General features: G+C 72.2%; 19 protein-coding genes and 3 pseudogenes. 15 read left to right on the forward strand and 7 right to left on the reverse strand.

Annotated features, from left to right (window positions below; genetic code table 11):
• Positions 1–63: 63 nt before the first annotated feature.
• Positions 64–1,122, forward strand: a complete 1,059-nt coding sequence (locus tag Q3Y56_RS18870) for an FAD-dependent oxidoreductase (RefSeq protein WP_304463073.1) — start codon at positions 64–66, stop codon at positions 1,120–1,122.
• Positions 1,050–1,370 (forward strand): annotated as a pseudogene (locus Q3Y56_RS18875) (NAD(P)/FAD-dependent oxidoreductase); the annotation flags it as partial. The gene Q3Y56_RS18870 and the pseudogene Q3Y56_RS18875, both read left to right, overlap by 73 nt.
• Positions 1,371–1,511: 141 nt before the next feature.
• Here Q3Y56_RS18875 and Q3Y56_RS18880 read toward each other — a convergent pair.
• Complete coding sequence (locus Q3Y56_RS18880) at positions 1,512–2,222, reverse strand: NADPH-dependent F420 reductase (RefSeq protein ID WP_304463074.1); 711 nt, start codon at positions 2,220–2,222, stop codon at positions 1,512–1,514.
• 224 nt (positions 2,223–2,446) lie between these two features.
• Between Q3Y56_RS18880 and Q3Y56_RS18885 the strand changes: the two genes are divergently transcribed.
• Positions 2,447–3,046, forward strand: a complete 600-nt coding sequence (locus tag Q3Y56_RS18885) for a TetR/AcrR family transcriptional regulator (protein WP_304463075.1) — start codon at positions 2,447–2,449, stop codon at positions 3,044–3,046.
• Between the two features lie 18 nt (positions 3,047–3,064).
• On the opposite strand, the gene Q3Y56_RS18890 is transcribed toward Q3Y56_RS18885, so the two are convergent.
• The gene (locus tag Q3Y56_RS18890) at positions 3,065–4,489 is read right to left on the reverse strand and encodes a PLP-dependent aminotransferase family protein (RefSeq protein WP_304463076.1); all 1,425 of its coding nucleotides are present in this window, start codon (positions 4,487–4,489) and stop codon (positions 3,065–3,067) included.
• 96 nt (positions 4,490–4,585) lie between these two features.
• On the opposite strand from Q3Y56_RS18890, the gene Q3Y56_RS18895 reads away from it, so the two are divergent.
• Positions 4,586–5,038: a carboxymuconolactone decarboxylase family protein gene (locus Q3Y56_RS18895; RefSeq protein ID WP_304463077.1), complete on the forward strand. Its 453-nt coding sequence runs from the start codon at positions 4,586–4,588 to the stop codon at positions 5,036–5,038.
• Here Q3Y56_RS18895 and Q3Y56_RS18900 read toward each other — a convergent pair.
• Positions 4,983–5,651: a PadR family transcriptional regulator gene (locus tag Q3Y56_RS18900; protein ID WP_304463078.1), complete on the reverse strand. Its 669-nt coding sequence runs from the start codon at positions 5,649–5,651 to the stop codon at positions 4,983–4,985. The genes Q3Y56_RS18895 and Q3Y56_RS18900 overlap by 56 nt on opposite strands.
• A gap of 97 nt (positions 5,652–5,748) precedes the next feature.
• Between Q3Y56_RS18900 and Q3Y56_RS18905 the strand changes: the two genes are divergently transcribed.
• A complete protein-coding gene (locus tag Q3Y56_RS18905; RefSeq protein WP_304463079.1) occupies positions 5,749–6,303 on the forward strand; it encodes a hypothetical protein in 555 nt (184 codons plus the stop codon).
• A 146-nt stretch (positions 6,304–6,449) separates the two neighbouring features.
• Positions 6,450–8,486 (forward strand): M6 family metalloprotease domain-containing protein, encoded by a 2,037-nt coding sequence (locus tag Q3Y56_RS18910; protein ID WP_304463080.1) that lies wholly within the window; start codon positions 6,450–6,452, stop codon positions 8,484–8,486.
• Between the two features lie 100 nt (positions 8,487–8,586).
• Here the strand turns inward: Q3Y56_RS18910 and Q3Y56_RS18915 are convergent, their stop codons facing one another.
• Positions 8,587–9,171, reverse strand: a complete 585-nt coding sequence (locus Q3Y56_RS18915; RefSeq protein WP_304463081.1) for a TetR/AcrR family transcriptional regulator — start codon at positions 9,169–9,171, stop codon at positions 8,587–8,589.
• A gap of 75 nt (positions 9,172–9,246) precedes the next feature.
• On the opposite strand from Q3Y56_RS18915, the gene Q3Y56_RS18920 reads away from it, so the two are divergent.
• Both Q3Y56_RS18920 and Q3Y56_RS18925 read left to right on the forward strand, forming a co-directional pair.
• Positions 9,247–10,068, forward strand: coding sequence for an NAD(P)H-binding protein (locus tag Q3Y56_RS18920; protein ID WP_304463082.1), 822 nt, complete (start codon positions 9,247–9,249; stop codon positions 10,066–10,068).
• A gap of 116 nt (positions 10,069–10,184) precedes the next feature.
• On the forward strand, positions 10,185–10,634 hold the full coding sequence (locus tag Q3Y56_RS18925) for a DUF523 domain-containing protein (protein WP_304463083.1): 450 nt from the start codon (positions 10,185–10,187) through the stop codon (positions 10,632–10,634).
• A 62-nt stretch (positions 10,635–10,696) separates the two neighbouring features.
• Here Q3Y56_RS18925 and Q3Y56_RS18930 read toward each other — a convergent pair whose 3' ends face one another.
• Together Q3Y56_RS18930 and Q3Y56_RS18935 are read right to left on the reverse strand one after the other, a co-directional pair.
• A complete protein-coding gene (locus tag Q3Y56_RS18930) occupies positions 10,697–11,182 on the reverse strand; it encodes a hypothetical protein (protein WP_304463084.1) in 486 nt (161 codons plus the stop codon).
• Positions 11,182–11,766: a thiamine pyrophosphate-dependent enzyme gene (locus tag Q3Y56_RS18935; RefSeq protein ID WP_369696860.1), complete on the reverse strand. Its 585-nt coding sequence runs from the start codon at positions 11,764–11,766 to the stop codon at positions 11,182–11,184. The genes Q3Y56_RS18930 and Q3Y56_RS18935 overlap by 1 nt, the downstream gene beginning before the upstream one ends.
• Positions 11,767–12,118: 352 nt before the next feature.
• Between Q3Y56_RS18935 and Q3Y56_RS18940 the strand changes: the two genes are divergently transcribed.
• From Q3Y56_RS18940 to Q3Y56_RS18950, 3 genes and pseudogenes are all read left to right on the forward strand, one after another.
• Positions 12,119–12,334, forward strand: a complete 216-nt coding sequence (locus Q3Y56_RS18940; RefSeq protein ID WP_304463085.1) for an MbtH family protein — start codon at positions 12,119–12,121, stop codon at positions 12,332–12,334.
• A gap of 348 nt (positions 12,335–12,682) precedes the next feature.
• A pseudogene (locus Q3Y56_RS18945) lies at positions 12,683–12,847 on the forward strand (beta-ketoacyl synthase N-terminal-like domain-containing protein); the annotation flags it as partial.
• Between the two features lie 429 nt (positions 12,848–13,276).
• On the forward strand, positions 13,277–13,663 hold the full coding sequence (locus Q3Y56_RS18950; RefSeq protein ID WP_304465912.1) for a hypothetical protein: 387 nt from the start codon (positions 13,277–13,279) through the stop codon (positions 13,661–13,663).
• A 167-nt stretch (positions 13,664–13,830) separates the two neighbouring features.
• Here the strand turns inward: Q3Y56_RS18950 and Q3Y56_RS18955 are convergent, their stop codons facing one another.
• Positions 13,831–14,460, reverse strand: a complete 630-nt coding sequence (locus tag Q3Y56_RS18955; protein WP_304465680.1) for a TetR/AcrR family transcriptional regulator — start codon at positions 14,458–14,460, stop codon at positions 13,831–13,833.
• A gap of 112 nt (positions 14,461–14,572) precedes the next feature.
• Here Q3Y56_RS18955 and Q3Y56_RS18960 point away from each other — a divergent pair, with 112 nt between their 5' ends.
• From Q3Y56_RS18960 to Q3Y56_RS18975, 4 genes and pseudogenes are all read left to right on the forward strand, one after another.
• Positions 14,573–15,157 (forward strand): dihydrofolate reductase family protein, encoded by a 585-nt coding sequence (locus tag Q3Y56_RS18960; RefSeq protein WP_304463086.1) that lies wholly within the window; start codon positions 14,573–14,575, stop codon positions 15,155–15,157.
• A gap of 96 nt (positions 15,158–15,253) precedes the next feature.
• Positions 15,254–16,045 carry a VOC family protein gene (locus Q3Y56_RS18965; RefSeq protein WP_304465681.1) on the forward strand — a complete coding sequence of 264 codons (792 nt, stop codon included), beginning with the start codon at positions 15,254–15,256 and terminating at the stop codon, positions 16,043–16,045.
• A gap of 78 nt (positions 16,046–16,123) precedes the next feature.
• Entirely contained in the window at positions 16,124–17,005 is an 882-nt protein-coding gene (locus tag Q3Y56_RS18970; RefSeq protein WP_304463087.1) for a GNAT family N-acetyltransferase, read from the forward strand.
• 58 nt (positions 17,006–17,063) lie between these two features.
• Positions 17,064–17,773, forward strand: a pseudogene (locus tag Q3Y56_RS18975) (glycosyltransferase).
• The last annotated feature ends 102 nt before the right edge of the window (positions 17,774–17,875 follow it).

Consider the following 17,875-nt stretch of genomic DNA (forward strand, 5'->3'; position numbering starts at 1 on the left):
TTCCTCTCCTTTCGGGTACAGAGTGATCAATGCCCTGGACACACCCGATGGAGGAGGCCGGCCATGACACAGGACACCGATGTCGTCGTCATCGGGATGGGCGTGGGGGGTGAGCACGTCGCCGGGCGGTTGGCCGAGGCCGGTCTCGACGTCGTCGGGGTGGAGGCGGAACTGGTCGGCGGGGAGTGCCCGTACTGGGCCTGCGTGCCGAGCAAGATGATGATCCGCGCCGGGAACCTCCTCGCCGAGGCCCGGCGCGTCCCCGGCATGGCCGGGCAGGCCTCCGTCACCCCGGACTTCGCGCCCGTCGCGGCCCGGATCCGCGAGGAGGCGACGGACGGCTGGAGCGACCAGGCGGCCGTGGACCGGTTCACCGGCAAGGGCGGACGGTTCGTGCGCGGCCGCGGGCGGCTGGCCGGGCCCGGCCGGGTCGACGTCGACGGCCAGGTGTTCACCGCCGGGCGCGGCGTCGTCCTCGCCACGGGCAGCCGCCCGCAGATCCCGCCCGTACCGGGCCTGGACCAGGTGCCGTACTGGACCAACCGCGACGCGGTCGCGGCCGAGGAGCCGCCCGGCTCGCTGATCGTCCTCGGCGGCGGCGCCGTCGGCTTGGAGCTGGCCCAGGCCTTCGCGCGCTTCGGTACCCGGGTGACCGTCGTCGAGGCCAGGGACCAGCTGCTGCCCGTGGAGGAGCCCGAGGCCGGGGCGCTGCTCGCGGAGGTGCTCGGCGCGGAGGGCATCGCCGTACGCACACGGGCGCGGGCCACCGCCGTACGTCATGGCGGGGACACCGGGGACACCGGAGGTGCCGGGGTCGTCGGCAACGCCGGGGGCGCCTTCACCCTCACCCTCGACGGGGGCGACCCGATCACCGCCGACCGCCTGCTGGTGGCCACCGGGCGGCGCCCCAACCTGGCCGACCTCGGCCTGGAGACCGTCGGCCTCGACCCGGACGCCCGCGCCCTGTCCGTGGACGGGCAGCTGCGCGCCACCGAGGGCGTGTGGGGGTCGGCGACCTCACCGGGGCCGGCGCGTTCACCCATGTGGCGATGTACCAGGCCGAGATCGCCGTACGCGCCATCCTCGGCGCGCCGGGACCCGGCGCGGACTACCACGCCCTGACGAGGGTCACCTTCACCGATCCCGAGGTCGGCTCCGTCGGACTGACCGAACGTGCGGCCCGCGAGCACGGGATCCGGGTCCGGACGGGCACCGCCCGGGTGCCCTCGTCGGCGCGCGGCTGGATCCACAAGGTGGGGAACGAAGGCCTGATCAAACTGGTCGAGGACGCCGACCAGGGGGTGCTGGTCGGTGCCACGTCCGCCGGACCCGCGGGCGGCGAGGTCCTCTACGGGCTCGCCGTGGCGGTGCAGGCGGAGGTGCCCGTCGACCGGCTCCGTCACATGATCTACGCCTACCCCACCTTCCACCGGGGGTCGAGGACGCGCTCGCCGCCCTGGCCCGCGGCTGACGGCCGCCCGCCCCTCAGCGGACTCGGCGAACCAGCGGACTCAGCGGACGATCTTGACGCCGAAGCGGGCGCCACCCAGGCCGAACTGGATCGCGCTGTGCATGTGGGCGTACATCTCCATGCCCCGGGCGCACACGAGGCCGCCCAGGTCGAGGATGTCGGTCCAGCCGTAGGACTTCAGCAGGTCGGTCGCGACCTGCTTGGCGTCGGCGTCGTCACCGGCGACGAACATCGTGTGGTCGCCGCCGCCGATGGCCTGCGGATCGACGACGGTCTCCTGCTCCTGCGTGACGAAGGCTTTCACCACGCGAGTCTCGGGCAGGGCGCGCTGGATCTGCTCTCCGAGGCTGTCGGTGTCGCACGGGTCGAGCTTCGGCATCACGCCCCACGGCGTGAGCCACGGGTGCTCGACCTCGGGGTTGTAGATGAAGGGGACGGCGTAGTCGATCAGCACCTTCCCCGCCAGCCGGTCGGCGATGGCGGTCAGCGCCCGGACGGCGTTGTGGCCGTCGATGCCGTTGATGACGAGTTCGTCGGCGGCGGCCGCGGCCTCCGCGAAGGTGGCGAGGCGGATGCCGGGGTGCTCGGCGAGCCACTGTCCGTAGGGCGGGTTGCCCATCATGTCGGGCTCGGTGCGGGCGAGGGTGGCCTCGGGGTCGCGGGTGCCGACGATGACGTCGTGGCCGAGCTCGGCGAGCTTGGCGGCGTGCGCGCGGCCACCGCCGCCGGTGCCCAGAACTGCGATCTTCATCTTCGTGACTCCTTGGTGTGGTCCGGAGCGGGACAGGCGCCCCTTCCGCCGATCGATACATTTGTACTGTAAGCGGCTCTCTGGGGATGCGCAATACGGGCATATGTGTCGCATGTGTGGTGTGTCCGCTGGTTGGAGGTGGACATGGCCAAGCGGTACGTCCGTACTACGATGGGCGTCACGACGGAATGGACGCGGACGGAAACCGGAGACCGGAGGCGACGATGGCCGACAAGGCGGCCCCCAAGCGGCGGCGTGATCCCCAGCGGCGGATCGAGGAGATCGCCGCCGCCACCGAGCGCGTCATCGCCGCGCGCGGCATCGAGGGGCTGACCCACCGGGCCGTCGCCGAGGAGGCGGGGGTGCCGCTGGGGGCGACCACGTACCACTTCGCCACCAAGGACGACCTCATCGAGGCGGCCCTGCGGCGCTCCGTCGACCGGTACGGCGCCTATCTGGACGATTGGGTCGCCCAGCGCCCCGGGCTCACCGCCGAGCAGCTCGTGGTCCTGCTCACCGACGTCCTCATGGCCTGCTTCGGGCCGAACCGCGACCAGCACACCGTGGAGCTGGAGCTCTTCCTGGCCGCGCTGCGCCGCCCCGCGCTGCGGCCGATCGCCGACCGCGACATCGAGCTGACGACCAACGCCCTGCTCGGTTACGTCGACCAGGACACCGCCGCGGCCGCCGCCACCGCGATGACGGGCCTGACCCTGCGCGGCCTCGCGGGCAGCCGGCCCCCCACCCGTACCGAGGTGGAGTCCGTCCTGCGGCGCGTCCTCACGCCGAACCCCACCCTGACGCCCGCCCCCACACGCGAGTGACGGGGCGTCAGGCCGCCGTCACGGCAGCGCCAGGCACAGGGCGTCCAGCGCGGCCCCGTAGGCGTGGTCGGGCGGCGTGCCGTAACCGATGACGAGGCCGTCGCGCGGCGGCATGCCGGCCGCCGGGTGCCGGTAGTCGGAGAGCCCGTCGAGGGCGAGGCCCAGGCGGCGCGCCGAGCGCAGGGCCGCCGCCTCGGTCCCCGGCGGAAGCTCCAGGACGGCGTGCAGCCCGGCGGCGATGCCGCTGACCCCGATGTGCGGGGCCCGCTCGGCGAGCGTGGCGACGAGCTGGTCGCGGCGGCGCCGGTAGACCTGGCGCATGCGGCGGAGCTGGCGGTCGTACGCGCCGCAGGCGATGAAGTCGGCCAGCGTCAGCTGCTCCAGGGCGCTCGACCGCAGTTCGCGGACGCCCTTGGCGGCGAGGACGCTGTCGACGAGCGACTCGGGTACGGCCATCCACCCCAGCCGCAGGGCGGGGGAGAGGCTCTTACTGGCCGATCCGAGATAGACGACCCGGTCCGGGTCGAGGCCCTGGACGGCGCCGATCGGCTGCCGGTCGTAGCGGAACTCGCCGTCGTAGTCGTCCTCCAGCAGCAGGCCGCCGCGGGCGCGGGCCCAGTCGACGACCGCCGCCCGGCGCTCGGCGGCCAGCGGCCCGCCGGTCGGGTACTGGTGCGCGGGCGTGAGCAGCACGGAGTCGGCGCCGGTGCCGGGCAGTTCGCCGATCCGCGCGCCGCCGGAGTCGACCGTGAGGGGGACGGTGTCCAGCCCCGCCCCGGCGAGCAGGTCGCGGTGGAAGCCCAGGCCGTACGACTCGACCGCCACCGTGCCGCGCAGGCACGCGCCGAGCAGGCGCAGGGCGTGGGCGAACCCGGCGCAGACGATGATCTGGTCGGCGGTGGCGCGTACGCCGCGGGCTCGTGCGAGGTACTCCGCCAGCGCGGTGCGCAGCTCGTGGCGGCCGCGCGGGTCGCCGACCCCGAACGCCTCGCTCGGCGCGGTGCTCAGCGCGCGCCGCGCGGAGGTGAGCCACGCCGCCCGGGGGAACGCGGACGCGTCGGGCGAACTGGGCATCAGGTCGTGGACGACGCGGCGCGGGGCCGGGGGCCTGCGGCGTACGGGCGTCGGGGCGCCGGGTTCGGCGCGCCGGGCGACGTACGTGCCCGACCCCTGGCGGGCGGTGAGCCAGCCCTCGGCGACCAGCTCCGCGTAGGCCTCGCCGACCGTGTTGCGGGCGATGCCGAGGTCGGCGGCGAAGGACCGGTACGGCGGGAGGCGGACGCCGGGGGACAGTCGGCCGGAGGAGATGGCGTCGCGCAGGGCGCGCATCAGCTGCTCCCTGCGGTTCCCGGCGCCGTCCAACACCAGGTGCAGATCGGCGCCCGCCCCGGAGTCCGCCTCGGGAGCCGTCCGGGCGCCCGCCCCGGAGTCCGCTGACCGCATGCTCTGCTCCTGCCTCGCCCGTTGCCGTATTGCCCCATGGAACCACTGGAGAATTGCACCCTATCCGTGGCGCATTCGGCCCGTAGTGTTCACGACATGACAGCGATTCAGATTCCCCAGCGCATGAACTTCACCGCCGCCGCCCCCAAGGTCTTCAAGGCGGTTCTGACGCTCGACGCGGCCGCCCGTGAAGGGCTCGACCCGGTGCTGGTCGAACTGGTGCAGATCCGCGCGTCCCAGATCAACCGGTGCGCGTACTGCATCGACTACCACACGGGTGACGCCCGCAAGGCAGGCGAGACCGAGGAGCGGATGCATCAGCTCAGCGCCTGGGAGGAGTCCAGCCTCTACAGCGCGAAAGAGCGCGCCGCGCTGGCTCTCACCGAGGCGGTCACCCGGCTGCCCGAGGGCGTGCCGGACCATGTCTACGACGAGGCGGCCCGGCACTTCGAGGAGTCGGAGCTGGCCCACCTCATCGCGCTGATCTTCACGGTCAACGCCTGGAACCGGATGAACGTGACCACGCGGAAGACCCCCGGCACGGCGTAACGCCGCAGCTCTTCGGCGGGTCAGCCCGCTTCGGGGGCCGCGGCCTCCTCCTGGGGGCCGCGGCCTCCTCCTGGGGGGCCGCGATCTCTTCCTGGGAAGCCGCGATCTGCTCCGCCGCCCAGGTCGCCCATTCCCGCTGCATGGTCATGAACCGCAGGCCCCATTCGAGGGTGATGCGGCCGTAGACGGTCAGGCCGGTCCCCTCACCCCACGGGACCGAGTCGTTGATCGCGCGCAGTTCGTCGTGGAACGCGTCGAAGCGGTCGACAAGCGCCCGAAGATGGTCGAGGGCCTGTTCCTCCCGCACGGTCCCGAGGAGGAAGACGCGGAGCAGCATGTCGCTGCGCCGCACGGTCACGGGGTCGGTCTCCAGCAGCCAGTGCCGCAGCTCCTCGCGGCCCGCCTCGGTGACGGCGTACTCCTTGCGGCCGCGCGGGCCCTCGGCGGACACCGACAGCAGACCGGCGTCGGCGAGGCGGGTCAGCTCCCCGTACAGCTGGCTCTGGGTGGCCGGCCACACGTTCGCCAGCGAGGTCTGAAAGGTCTTGAGCAGGTCGTACCCGCTTGCCGGACGCTCGGCCAGCAGTCCCAGTACGGCGTGTCGAAGGCTCATGCCCGACATCCTACCCCCGACATTCCACCTTTGACATGTCACCGATGGAGGTTCTAGGTTTCACCTGTCACAACTGGAATGTCGGAGGTCGAGCAGCATGTCCCAGGTCCGCGGCTTCATCCCCTGGATCGCGTTCGTCGTCATGGCCACCCGCATCGGCTGGGGGTACGGCGCTCTGACCGGCCTCGTGCTGGCGGGCGGGCTGCTCGTCGCGGACCGCAGGGCCGGCCGGGCCTGGGGCGAGTTGGTGATCGAGGTGAGCGGGGTGGGGTTCTTCGCCGTTCTGGGGGGCATGGCGCTCGCCGCCCCCGACTCGCCGCTCAAGGACTACGCCCCCGCGATGTCGCTGGCGTGGCTGGGGGCCACCGCGTGGATATCGCTGGCCATACGCAAGCCGTTCACCCTCGGCATCGCCCGCCGCTCGGCGCCGCCCGAGGTGTGGGGGCTTCCGCTGTTCTACCGGATCAACGCCGTCGTCACCTCGGTGTGGGCCGTCGCGTTCACCCTCAACGCCGCGGCCCTCGCCGTCCTGCTGCACGAGGCCCCGCACGCGACGGCCGCCGTCATCGCCGTCAAGGTCGCGGGCTTCGCCCTCCCGGCGCTGTTCACCGCCCGCTACCCCGCCATCGCCAAGGCCCGCGCCGGCGTCTGAGCCGCGATGCGGCGCGCGGCCCCCAAGTCGCCGTGAAACGACGGCACTCTGGTGTCCTGACTCCCCTCCCCTTACCTTGACGGCATCGAACGGCTTGCCATGTCCTCGTCCGATGAAGTCCGGTGACTTCAGACAAGAGGTGAGTCTTGTTCCTCCGCCGCACACGCCTCGTCGCCCTGCTCCTCGGCCTCCTGGCGGCCATCGCCGCCGGACCCGCGGGGGCGGTACCCGATGCCGCGTCCCGGGCCCCCGGGACGCGGCCGCCCCTCGTCCAGCCGATCGACCCGCAGCAGTGGCGCAACCCGGATGACATGACGTGGGACGAGTACCGCCCGGTCCCCGGCACCGACTGGGCCGACCCCGACGTCAAGCCCACGAAGCGCACGTTCAAAGGTGCCCTGGTACTCCTGGACTACCCCGACGAGGAGTTCTCGGTCACCAAGCAGGCAGGCACCGCCCGGTTCGGCAACCCGCTGCCCAGCGCCGCCGGCATCCCCCGCGACCGAGTGCCCGCCTTCTACCGGGACTTCCTCAACAAGCCCGGTGCGCTCAACCACGGGCACACCATCAACGAGTACTGGATGGAGGACTCCGGCGGCCGCGTCGGGGTCGAGCTGACCGCCTTCGGCGTGTACCGCATGCCGTGGAAGTCCTACCAGTACGGCATCGAGCCCGGCATGAACCCCGGCGCCTGCCCGCGCGGGGACACCTGCGGCAAGGACCTCCGCGCCGACGGCAAGCGCGCCTGGATCGCCGACGTGGGGCCCGGCCGGCCCGCCGACTTCGACTTCGTCTTCTATCTCACCGCCGGCGTGGACGAGTCCTCCGCCTGGCAGGAGTTCGGCCCGATGGCATTCGCGTCGCCGCAGGACGTGCCCGCCGCCTGGGGACCGCCCTCTCCCACCCCGGACGGCGGCAACGCGGCCCGTACCCGCTACGTGCCGTGGACGTCGTGGCAGGCCGCCGCCCGCATCTGGCCCAACGCCGCGAACGGCTCCTCCACCCAGGCGGAGAGCTCCGGCATGGCCACCTTCGCGCACGAACTCAGCCACATCCTCGGCATAGGGGACAACTACAACAACCCGTACGGCACACCGCTGAGCCGGTCCTACACCGGCATCTGGGGCATGCTCTCCCGAGGCTCGTTCAACGGCCCCGGGGGGCCGCACACCCGGTGGCGGATACCCGCCACCGGCGGCGGCTCGATGGGCGCCCAGCACGTTCTGCGGGACAAGATCAAACTTGGCATCGTCGACGAGAAGAACGTCCTCCGCCTCGACCGCGACGCCCTGAAGGACTCCGGCCTCGTCGTCGCCCGCGTCACCGCCCGCTCCGCGCCACCGGGCGAGAAGGGGCTCAGCGGCGTCAACATCACCATGGGCCGCGACCTGTCCCCGACCTGCGACCGCGAGACCGACCCCCTGTGCGACGGCGGCGGCTACGACAACTACACCGTCGAGGTCGTGGACCGCATGGGCATGGACTCGTTCACGCCGGACAGCGGAGTACTGCTCAGCAAGACCAAGAACGCGGACCGGGCCCCGTTCGCCTGGGTGGTCGACGCGCACCCCGAGGACATCGACCTGGTGGACTTCACTCGCCCCGACGGCACCCCGCAGAAGATCACCATCGGCGACTACCGGCAGCTCAGCGACGCGCTCTTCCACGCCGGCGCCGACTCCGGCAGCTCCTACGAGTACGTCGACGAGGCCAACCGCCTGCACTTCTACGTCCTCAACGTGCGCCGCGACGCGTCAGGAGTGCTCTCGTACGACATCGGTGTGAAGTCCCTGGACGGCACGGGACCGCAGGCCCGCGGCGTCGACCTCGGACCGGGCACCGCGCAGGGCGACCCCGGATCCGGCCGGGCCCTGTGCACCTTCGACCTGGCCAACACCGGCCACGCCGCGCCGCGGCCCGCGAACGGCCACCCCGACCCCGTCGCCTCCCACCTCTCCTCCGACATCTACCGGCTCTCCGCGACAGCCTCCGGCCGCGGCTGGTCCGCCTGGCTCCCCAACCGGCTCGCCACCGCCGCCAACGGCGCCTCGGTCGACGTCGACGTCGCCGTGACCGCGAAAGCGAACGCCGACCGCAAGGGCAGGATCACCCTCACCGCACGCTCGGAAAGCGACCCGGCCAAGACCGCGAAGGCCACCTGCTCGCTCACGACGTCGCGATAGCACCCGCAGTGCGCCAAGGGCCCGGCCGCTCGGCGGCCGGGCCCTCTTCCTCGCAATGATCCTGCGGGACTTTGTACGGTTCTGATGGAGCGTCGGGCGCTCAGAGGGAGTCCAGCCAGGCGGTCAGCCGGGCCCCCTGACGGGCCATGATCTCCGGATCCCGCAGCGCGTTGGTCAGCAGCGACATCCCCTGGTACGCGCCCACCAGCGTCAGGGCGAGCTCGTCCGGGTCGGGCAGGCCCATCTCGCGGAACTGGCGTTCCACCCAGTCCAGCAGCAGCCGGATGACGCTGCCCGCCTCCGCGTCGAGCCCGCCCTCCGCGCGCTTGTCCAGTTCCGCGGCGAGTGTCCCGGTGGGGCAGCCGTAGCGGGCCGCGAGCTCACGCTGCCCGACCCAGCCCTGTACGAGGCGCTTGAGGCGCTCCCGCGGGTCCGGCAGCCGGTCCAGCTCGCCGGTGATGATCTCCAACTGGCGGGTGTGCTCGGCGAGCGCCGCCGCGACCAGTTCGTCCTTGGTCTTGAAGTAGTAGTAGACGTTGCCCGTCGGGACGTCGGCGGCGCGCGCGATGTCGGCGATGGTGGTGCGCTCGACGCCCTGCTGGTGCACCACCTGGGCCGCGGCGGCCATCAGGCGCTGCCGCTTGGCTCCGGCGGTCCTGGCTCTCGGATTCTGTGAGTCAGTCACCCGACTGACTATAGGCGCGGGTGTGTGCTACGGTCCTTCTAAGTCAGTCAACTAACTAACAAGTGGGGGATCAGCATGATCGTCGTCACGGGCGCCACGGGCAATGTCGGCCGGACGCTGGTACGGCTGCTGGCCGAGGCAGGCGCGCAGGTGACCGCCGTCGCGCGCCGCGTCACCGCGGCCGACGTCCCGGCGGGCGTGCGCGCGGTCGCCGCCGACCTGGGTGACGTCGAGAGCCTGCGTCCCGCGCTGGAGGGGGCGGAGGCGGTGTTCCTCCTGGTCGCCGGTGAGGACCCGCGGGGGATCGCGGGAGCGGCTGAGGCGGCGGGCGTCCGCAGGCTCGTCCTGCTGTCCAGCCAGGGCGCCGGTACGCGGCCGCACGTCTACGGGCACGCCGGGCGGTTCGAGGCGGCGGTGCGCGAGTCGGGCCTGGAGTGGACCATCCTGCGCTCGGGCGGGCTGGCGTCCAACGCCTTCGCCTGGGCCGAGCCGGTCCGCCTCCACCGCACCGCCGCCGCGCCCTTCGGCGACGTCGGCCTGCCCTTCGTCGACCCGGACGACGTCGCCGCGGTCGGCGCCGCCGTCCTGCGCGAGGACGGGCACGACGGCGCGACCTACACCCTGACCGGACCTGCGGCGACCACGCCGCGCGAGCGCGCGGCGGCCCTCGGCGAGGCGCTGGGCGAGCCCGTCCGCTTCGTGGACCAGACCCGCGAGGAGGCCCACGCGCAGATGGCGCGGTTCATGCCGCTGCCGGTCGTCGAGGGCACGCTGGCGATCCTGGGCGAACCCACGCCGGAGGAGCGGCGCGTCAGCCCCGATGTCGAGCGGGTCCTGGGGCGCGCCCCGCACGCCTTCGGCGAGTGGGCCGCCCGCAACATCGCGGCGTTCCGGTGAGCCGCGGCCTTCGGGCGGAGGCGGCCTTCGGGCGGACGCGGCCTTCGCGTGGGCCATCGAGTGTCGGCCGGCAGGGCTCTGAGGCGCCATCACACGGCGATGGCTAGCCTGGCGACATGGAAGCAATCCTGGTCAGCGCGTGTCTGCGCGGGGTGCCCTGCCGGTTCGACGGGCGCCACCAGGCGTCTTCGGAGATCGAGGAGGCACTGACCGGTCGCGACGTCGTCTCCTTCTGCCCGGAGGTCGCGGGCGGGCTGGCGACACCGCGGCGGCCCGCGGAACTGGTGGGCGGAGACGGGTACGACGTGCTCGACGGGACGGCGCGGGTCGTCGAGGACACCGGGCGCGATGTGACAGCGGAGTTCGTGGACGGAGCGCGACGCGCGCTCGCGGCGGCGCGGCACGGAGGCTGCACGGAGGCGCTGCTGATGCCGCGCAGTCCGTCGTGCGGACGCGGTGCGGTGTACGACGGGTCGTTCGCCGGGCAGCTGGTGCCGGGAGACGGGGTGACGGCAGCACTGCTCGAGCGGAACGGGATCGCCGTGCGTCCCGCGCCCGGGGTGTGAAGCGGACGGCATGTCCGACGGGTCGGCCCCGGTGTCCGCGCGGACACCGGGGCCGATTCTCTTCACAGGATCTGGTCGGCGTCCTCGCCCGTGGAGGGGCACGCCACCGAGATCCCCGGGACGCGCGCGAAGAGCGCCTCGTTGGACTCGCTGTGGTGCTCGACGCCCCGGACTCCGCCGACGGTCGGGATCCGCACCACCAGGCTCGGGCTGACCTGCCCGTTCCACCGGTCGCCGATCCGGGCCGCCTGGGTCACCAGCTGATTCACGGCGGGATAGGTGAACCCGTCGAACTGGATCTCGCAGACGGGCACCAGCCCGCTCATCGTCATGCCGACGGCCTGGCCGACGATGGTGGACTCGGCCAGGAGCGAGTCGCGCACCCGGTCCGCGCCGAAGCGCTCCCTAAGACCCCGGGTCACCCGGAACACGCCGCCCAGGCGCCCGATGTCCTCGCCGAGTAGCAGCACTCTCGGATCCTGTTCGAGCAGGTCGGCGAGGGTCGCGTTGATCGACTCCGCCAGTCGGGCGGACTGCACGGTGCTCATTACGCGTACTCCTTCATCAACCGCTCGCGCAGCTCCCGCACTTCCGCGTCGACGGCGTCGAACCACGCGGCGTCCACCAGGCCCAGGTCCCTCATCCGGTCCGCGTAGGCGGTCACCGGGTCCGCGGCCTTGGTCCGCGCGATGTCGTCGCGGCTGCGGTACACCTCCTGGGCGTCGGAGGTCGAGTGCCCGTGGATGCGCCCCACCTGGATCTCGACGAGATAGGGCGCCGGCTCCCCGCGGACATGGGCGGCGGCCCGGGAGCAGGCCGAGAAGACGGTCTCCGGGTCCTGACCCGCGACCCGGACGGACTCGATCCCGAAACCCCGGGCGCGCTCGGCCAGCGAGGTGCGCATCTGCTCCTCGGCCGGCTTCGAGATGGCCCAGCCGTTGTTCTGGCAGACGAACAGCACGGACGCCGACTCGACGGCGGCGAGGTTCATCGCCTCCGACATGTCGCCCTCGCTGGTGGCGCCGTCGCCTATGTACACGACGACGAAGTCCTCCAGCCCCTGCAGCGCGTGCTCTCGATCGCCTCGACGGAGGGAGATTGACTGAACCCGAATTCGAGCAGGCCGAGCCAGGCGTCAGTGATCGGTCATGGTGGCACAGGAACCCAGTGGGGTACAGGGAATGCCAGCTGGGTACAGGCCCGGCCGGTCGGGATCCTTCGGACCTTGTGACGTCGACGGTCGGGTCCTACCGTGGCGAGTCATGCACTCCGGAGCCGCTGCGGATACCGGGTGTCCTGCCGACAGGACGCAGCCGATTGGCTTTCCGGGGTCGCTGCGTGATGCTGGGTGTCCTGCCGACAGGACGACGCCGATCGGCGAACCCGCACCCGGTGGTGTTCTCGAACCCAGCCCTCCGATTTTCAATCAATTCCCCATCCATTTCCAATCCAGTCACCCCGTGATGGTTAAGGACGGTGCGCAGTTGAGCACGAACCCCTTCGATGACGAGAACGGCCGCTTCTACGTCGTGGTCAACGACGAGGAGCAGCACTCCCTGTGGCCGGCGTTCGCCGAGGTGCCCGCAGGATGGCGAGTGGTCTTCGGCGAGGCGGCCAGGGCCGAGTGCCTGGAGTACGTCGAGCAGAACTGGACCGACCTGCGCCCGAAGAGCCTGCGAGAGGCCATGGCGGCGAACTGAACGCCGGTCGGTCGGCGCCGACCGACGCCACTTTGCCCAGGCGGAGTCCGGCAGGCAGCGGGAAACCGCGGAGTCCATGAGCAGGCTCACCGAAGTGGAATGACCGTGATTGCCGCCCGGCTGCCCGGTCCAGCGATCGCTGTCGCCCAGGCAAGCACGCTGGTTGGGAGATGAAGGCTGTGGCGGGGCGTCCTGTGGGAATCGCGAGGAGTCACAAGGCGGGGCGTGTCCACCGGGATCTAAGCGGTCGACCACGGCCCGCGGAGGGGCCTCGGGGCGGCCGGTGAGCTGGAGGGCTTCGGGATCGCGGGGACGTACACCAGGGTGGCCTCGGGCCGGGTGGCGTACGTGCTGGGTCTGGAGGGCCCGGCGGTGTCGACCGACACCGCGTGCTCGGCGTCGCTGGTCGCCGTCCACCAGGCCGTGCGGTCCCTGCGTTCGGGGGAGTGCACGTTGGCGCCGGCCGGCGGGGTGGCGGCCGACGCGCGGTGCAAGTCGTTCTCCGAAACGGCCGACGGAACCGGCTGGGGCGAGGGCGCGGGCGTGCTGGTCCTCGCGCGGCTGTCGGACGCGCGGCGCAACGGCCGCCGGATCCTGGCGGTGACCCGGGGCTCGGCGATCAACCAGGACGGGGCGTCCAACGGGGGGCGATTCCTTCGCTTCGGGTCTGACAGACCTGCGGTTGCTCTCCGCGGGAGAGGCACGACAAACTCCTGGGCCGTCGCCGGACACCCCAGGGGTGGGCCCCAATCTTGGGCCCTACCTCTGGCGCCCTTTCGGGGCACCCACTGCCACCTGGCTGCCGCCCAGCAGCCAGGACTCTGGCGCCAAGCCGCTCCCCGTACGGCCGAGTCACACGATTGGGTGGGAGATCCGTCAGGGTGGCTCGTTCTTGTCGGCTTGTGGGGGCCGGCGGCTGCGCTGCGGTGTACGTGGCTGTGGGTGGGGACGTGGGGGGAGGCCGAGGAGTGGGACCGCTGGCGCTGGGAACACCAGGGCCCCGGCGGCGCGAGCGCGATCCGTGACCGCGTGCCGGAGCGGGCCGTGGTCTTCCACGCCCGAGGGTTGTTCCTCCCGGGCGGGGAACGCTCGGAGACTGGCGTCCCCGAGCAGTGGTCGGTGCCGGCCTGGGAGTTCGAGACCGACCGCTACACCGACCGCGTCTCGGCTTGGCGCACCGCCCGGCGCACCGGTCTGGGCCAGGAGGTCGAGGCCCAGGTGCGAGGTACGGACAAGGCGGCCGTCGAGGCCGCCTTCGCCGAGGCGTGCGCACAGGCTGTGGACCGTGCCCGGAACCCGGGAAAGTACGGCGACACCGACGACTGGTAGCCGCTTCGAGTGGGGCTCCGACTGACTGGTCGGAGCCCTTCCCTGATTGATCGGGCTCCCTCCGCAACCACGGAACGACGAAGGGTCCGACCGCTCAGCGGTCGGGCCCTTCGTCTGCCCTGACGGGCGGGTGCGGAGGATACGGCGATCTCGGGCATGCGGCGAGGTCACGACGTCAGGGCGGTGGGGGCGTTCCCGAGGGCGGCGGCGAGGAGGGTGCGGAGGTGGTCGGCCTCCGGGATGAGCGTGGCCTCGATCTGGTCGTTGGTGCGGCCGGCCAGGGTGAGTTCCTGGATGCGCCGGAACAGCAGCCGGTCCGCCGCGGCGATCAGGGCGGCGCCGGCCCGGGGCGCGATGGCCGGGTCGGGGTCCGGGGCGGCGGCGGTCAGCGCCGCGGCGAGTGCCTCCTCCCGCAGGTCGTGCAGTTCGCGCAGCCGTGCGGTGAGGGTGGGGCTGTCGGCGACCATGCGGGCGAACGCGGGGCCGGTGAAGCCGACGACGGGGCTGTGTTCCAGCAGGGCGGCGCGGAACGTCCGTCCCAGGGCGGTGAGCGGCTCTTCGCCGGGCCCGCGCTCGGCGACGGTCCGGGCCAGGCCCTCGGTGAACGCCTCGTGGTGGTCGAGGGCCAGGTCTTCCTTGCGGGGGAAGTAGTTGGTCACCGTCTTCTTGGACACGCGGGCCGCGGCGGCGATCTCGGCGATGGTGGTCTGTTCGAAGCCCTGCTCGATGAAGAGCCTGGTGGCGCAGTCGGAGATCAGCTGCCTGGTCTCCTGCTTCTTGGACTCACGGAGCCCCATGTCGGTAGTCATGGAGCAATCTTACCTCCGTCGCAAAATTATGCTTGACGTTCGATGGGTCTCGGCATAAAGTTACGTCCGTTGCAAAGTTCGCCCTAACGAACGGACTGGGATGCGCAAGCTCACCTACTTCATCGGCACCACCATCGACGGCTACATCGCCGCCCCCGACGGCGACTTCGACTTCTTCATGCCGCACGTCACCGAGGACTACCTCCCGCACCTGATCGCCGAGTACGCGGAAACCCTCCCGACCCCGGGCCGCGCCGCCCTCGGCATCCCGGACGCCCCCAACACCCGATTCGACACCGTGCTCATGGGCCGCAACACCTATGCCCCGGGGCTGGCTGCCGGCCTCACCAGCCCGTACGCCCACCTGCGGCAGATCGTCCTCTCCCGCTCGCTCACCACCGGCCCGGACCCGGCCGTCGAGGTCACCGACGAGGACCCGCTCACCCTGGTGCGCAAGCTCAAGCAGGAGGAAGGGCTCGGGATCTGGCTCTGCGGCGGCGCCGATCTGGCCGGTCAACTCCTGCCCGAGATCGACGAGCTGATCGTCAAGCAGTACCCGATCGTGGCCGGCACCGGCATCCCGCTCTTCCGAGCCGACTTCTCGCCGCGCACCTTCAAGCTCACCGACAGCCGCGTGTTCGAGGGCGGCAACGTCGTCCTCACCTACGCCAAGGCGTCCGACTAGAGCCGCACCCGCCCAGGACCCCAGCACGCGATTCACCGCCCGAACCTGCCACGCCCGTACCTGCCAGGAGTTGCCCTGAACGTCACCGCCTCCACCCTGTCGCTCACCGTCGCCGACGTAGACGCCTCGCGTGAGTTCTTCTGCGCCCACCTCGGCTACCAGGTCGCCATGGCCGCCGACGGCTTCGCGTCCCTGACCCGCGGTGATGCCGCCGCCGACATCGTGCTGCTCCGCCACGGCAGTGAGGTGCTCCCGCCCGAGCAGCGCGACCAGCGGGCCACGGGCCTGATCTTCGCGCTCACCGTCACCGGTATCGAGGCCGAGGAGCGGCGCCTGCGCGAGGCCGGTGCCCCGATCACCATGCCGCTGCGCGAAGAGCCCTGGGGCGAGCGGCTGTTCCAGCTGACCGACCCGAACGGCGTCGTCGTCCAGTTCGTCGAATGGGCGGCGCGGGACGAGCCTGCGGCGGACGAGCCCGCGCAGAGTGAGGAGCCCGCGCAGCGTGAGGAGCCCGCCATGCTCGTGATCACCCCCACCGCCGAGAACGTCACCGAGTCCCCGAACGCCCGCATGACCGGTCTGGCCGCCCCCAGCCGGGGCAGCGCGGAACTCAGCACCTGGACCGTCGCGATGGAGGCGGGCCAGACCGGCCCCGAGCACGTCATCAGCCGCGAACAGGTCTGGACGGTGACCGCCGGTGTCCTCGACGTCACCTGCGCCGGCCGCACCGAGAAGATCTCGGCCGGGCAGACCTTCGTACTCCCGCCGGACGTGCTCCGCCAGGTCCACGCCCCGCAGGCGGCCGAGGCCCACGTCGTCATGCGTGCGGACGGTGTGGCCTCCGTGCCCGGCACCGAAGGCACCCGCGTCCTGCCCTGGGCCCGGTAACAGCTCCGGCGCAGCACCGACCCAACCCACCGGAGAACTGCCCCGACCCCACGCAGTCCCTTCCCCGACGGAGACAGCTTGTCCCTGCGCATCACCGCCCTGACCGACCCCGAGGAGACCTCCGTCGGCCGCCGCCTGGCCTGGCTGGCCTCCGGCCCCGACGGCAGTCCCGCCGGGTACGCCTTCCTGCGCCTGTTCACCAGGGCGGGTCAGCGCCACCTCGCCGAACTGGACATTCAGGTCCACCCCGCCGAACGGCGCGCACGGGCGGGCACCCTGCTACTCGACGCGGCCGTCGCCGCCGCCCGCCAGGACGGCCGGAGCACCGTCATCGCCCAGGCCGAGGCCGGATCCCCCGGCGCCGCCTTCCTCACCGCCGGTGGCTTCCGCGCCGCACTGACCCTCACGTACGCCCGGCTGCCGCTGACCGGCGCGGACCTCGCCGCACTCACCGCCCTCGCCGAGAAGCCGCACCCCGGCTACCGGCTGACAGCGTGGGAGGGGACGGTGCCCGACGAACTCGCCGACACGTACGTGGCGTCGCGCCGAGCCATGGACGACATGCCGATGGGCGCCGTCGACTACGGCACGGTGGTCTGGGACCTCGATCGGGTACGGGCGGCGGCGACCGCCATCTCCGCGCGCGGCGACATCCTCCACACCGTGGCGGCCGTCGACCGGTCGGACGGCGCCATCGCCGGCTTCACCGAACTGGTCGTCCCCGGCGACGGGAGCGGCGACGCCCAGCACTACGGCACGGCGGTGCTGCCCGAGCACCGCGGCCGCGGCCTCGCCCGCTGGATGAAGGCCGCCTCGATCGTCCAGGCCCGCGAACGCCACCCCCGCCTCGGCGGCCTGCTGACCGACACCGCCGACAACAACCCGCACATGCGGCGCGTCAACGACGAGCTCGGCTACCTGCCGACGCACACGGCCCACGAGTACCAGCTCGACCTGTAGGCCAAACCTCCCGGCGGTGCTCGCCGCCGCATCACCGACCTAGGAGTTCGCGAAGCGACTGGCCGTGGTCGGCGTGGAGATGGTGCCGACCGGCCCGTCGGTGCGCGCATTGGTGACCGGGAAGACGCCGCCGTCGCCGGGGTGGCGTGCCCCGGCGTGCGGCCGAGTTGGTCGCCGCCTTCCATGACGAGGTCAGCGTGGCGGCCGAGGGGTGTGACGTGCTCCTCGTGCCGGCCGTGGCCGGCGTGAATTCGGTGGCCGAGAAGCTGGGCATCCGTTACGTGTACGCGAGTTACCAGCCGGTCAGCCTGCCGTCGCCGCATCACCCGCCGATGCCGCGGCCGGGGCGGCCGCTCCCGTCGGATGTGACCGACAACCGAGTGCTGTGGGACCGGGACGGCACCGTTCCGCCGGGCGGCCGCCGTCGTGCACCACGGCGGCGCGGGCACGACGACGACGGCCACCTGGGCGGGCGCGCCTCAGGTGGTGGTACCCCAGGGAGGCGACCAGCCGTATTTCGCCGGCCGGGTGGCCGACCTGGGGATCGGCGCGGCGCACGACGGTCCGACTCCGACCTTCGAGTCCCTGTCAGCCGCGCTCAAGACGGCCCTGACCCCCGAGACCCGCGCGCGAGCGACCGCCGTGTCCGGCACCTTCCGCACCGACGGTGCGACGGAGGCCGCGAAGCTGCTGCTCGAGGCCGCCGGCCAGGAAAGGCCATCCAAGTCCGGTGAACCACGCGACCACGGGACCACGCACTCCGCGTGAACCACGCGGCCACACACGTCGAAGGGCCCCACCGCGAACGGTGGGGCCCCTCGACATCGTGCCCGGTGAGGGCAGTGACAGCCGACCGGTTCGGCCGTTCAC

This window comes from Streptomyces sp. XD-27, from assembly GCF_030553055.1.
Taxonomy (GTDB): Bacteria; Actinomycetota; Actinomycetes; order Streptomycetales; family Streptomycetaceae; genus Streptomyces.

Coding starts and splice junctions, on each gene's coding strand:
- Q3Y56_RS18870 (WP_304463073.1), top strand. CDS start 64: ATGACACAGGACACCGATGTCGTCGTCATCGGGATGGGCGTGGGGGGT.
- Q3Y56_RS18880 (WP_304463074.1), bottom strand. CDS start 2,222: ATGAAGATCGCAGTTCTGGGCACCGGCGGCGGTGGCCGCGCGCACGCC.
- Q3Y56_RS18885 (WP_304463075.1), top strand. CDS start 2,447: ATGGCCGACAAGGCGGCCCCCAAGCGGCGGCGTGATCCCCAGCGGCGG.
- Q3Y56_RS18890 (WP_304463076.1), bottom strand. CDS start 4,489: ATGCGGTCAGCGGACTCCGGGGCGGGCGCCCGGACGGCTCCCGAGGCG.
- Q3Y56_RS18895 (WP_304463077.1), top strand. CDS start 4,586: ATGACAGCGATTCAGATTCCCCAGCGCATGAACTTCACCGCCGCCGCC.
- Q3Y56_RS18900 (WP_304463078.1), bottom strand. CDS start 5,651: ATGAGCCTTCGACACGCCGTACTGGGACTGCTGGCCGAGCGTCCGGCA.
- Q3Y56_RS18905 (WP_304463079.1), top strand. CDS start 5,749: ATGTCCCAGGTCCGCGGCTTCATCCCCTGGATCGCGTTCGTCGTCATG.
- Q3Y56_RS18920 (WP_304463082.1), top strand. CDS start 9,247: ATGATCGTCGTCACGGGCGCCACGGGCAATGTCGGCCGGACGCTGGTA.
- Q3Y56_RS18925 (WP_304463083.1), top strand. CDS start 10,185: ATGGAAGCAATCCTGGTCAGCGCGTGTCTGCGCGGGGTGCCCTGCCGG.
- Q3Y56_RS18930 (WP_304463084.1), bottom strand. CDS start 11,182: ATGAGCACCGTGCAGTCCGCCCGACTGGCGGAGTCGATCAACGCGACC.
- Q3Y56_RS18955 (WP_304465680.1), bottom strand. CDS start 14,460: ATGGGGCTCCGTGAGTCCAAGAAGCAGGAGACCAGGCAGCTGATCTCC.
- Q3Y56_RS18960 (WP_304463086.1), top strand. CDS start 14,573: ATGCGCAAGCTCACCTACTTCATCGGCACCACCATCGACGGCTACATC.